Source organism: Vibrio sp. Vb0304, assembly GCF_033338995.1.
Classification (GTDB): Bacteria; Pseudomonadota; Gammaproteobacteria; order Enterobacterales; family Vibrionaceae; genus Vibrio; species Vibrio alginolyticus.
Map to the genome: position 1 here is coordinate 1 of NZ_JAWOTT010000234.1, position 1,186 is coordinate 1,186.

The 1,186-nt window shown below is 44.8% G+C and carries 1 protein-coding gene and 1 pseudogene; both read right to left on the reverse strand.

Going from position 1 to position 1,186, the window contains the following annotated elements:
- Positions 1-50 precede the first annotated feature (50 nt).
- Entirely contained in the window at positions 51-974 is a 924-nt protein-coding gene (locus R7P35_RS25250; RefSeq protein ID WP_025523585.1) for a peptidoglycan DD-metalloendopeptidase family protein, read from the reverse strand.
- 14 nt (positions 975-988) lie between these two features.
- Positions 989-1,186: pseudogene (locus tag R7P35_RS25255) on the reverse strand (protein-L-isoaspartate O-methyltransferase); the annotation flags it as partial.

Genomic DNA, 1,186 nt, shown 5'->3' on the forward strand with positions numbered 1-1,186 from the left:
TGACAACTCAATATGTCGCTAAATGATTTCGCAAGTTGTTTTTCAAAGTCTTACGGTAAATAGCGTTTTGGATTCACTGATTTACCTTGGTAGCGAATTTCAAAGTGCAGCTTGACGGATTTTGCGCCTGAACTACCCATGGTCGCAATTTTCTGTCCGCTTTTTACACTCTGACCTTCTGTTACCAGCAGTTTGTCGTTATGTGCGTATGCGCTTAAATAATTGTCGTTATGCTTCACTATAATTAGGTTGCCATAACCTCTTAGCGCATTACCCGAATAAACGACCGTGCCGGCTGCGGTTGAAACGATAGGTTGACCACGCTGTCCTGCGATGTCAATGCCTTTATTTCCCTGTTCTCCCGCCGAGAAGTTCTTGATTACTCTCCCTTTTGTCGGCCACAACCACTTCGATACTTTGTCGTTTTGTACCGTCGTTGTTGGCGGCTTCGGTTTAGTAGGTTGGTTATCTTTTGAACCAACATACTCCTTTGCTTTGGTTTGTTCAACTTTCTTTGGCGGCTCTTTTTGTGCGACTTTAGTCGAAGTTGTTGTAGGCTTTTGACTAGAGTTTTTACTTGAAGTCACAGGCTTTGTCGTCGTCGTTGGCTTCACCACTGGCGGCGGTGTCGTTGTAACTACAGGTACTACAACGGGTTCAACTTTTTGGCCATATTTTGGCGCGACATATTTCGGAGCCCAAAGTTTTAGCTTTTGACCTGGATAAATGGTGTAAGGCTGAGAGAGTTCGTTGTAACGTACAAGATCATTTACATCTTTATCTGTGACGTAAGCAATAAAATAAAGTGTGTCACCTTTCTTTACTTCGTAGTAACTCCCTCTATAACTGCCACGCTCTACGCTCGAATAATCCTTCTTTAGGCTGGAAACAGGCGCAGGTGAGTGAGCCGCGCAACCAACGAGTCCCGCAGCTAATACAAAGCTAATACCAATATGACGCAGTAACTTACTCACCTAACCTCAGATCCTTAAGCCAAATCACCCGCGACAAGAGGAACAAAGCGAACCATTTCCACAACGGTAGAAAGGTACTCGTCACCCTTGCGTTCAATTCTAAGTAGTTGCTGCTCAGCATCTCCGACAGGAATCACCATTTTACCGCCATCTTTTAACTGTGAGAGAAGCGCTTGGGGAATCACTTCTGCAGCAGCGGTAACAATGATGGC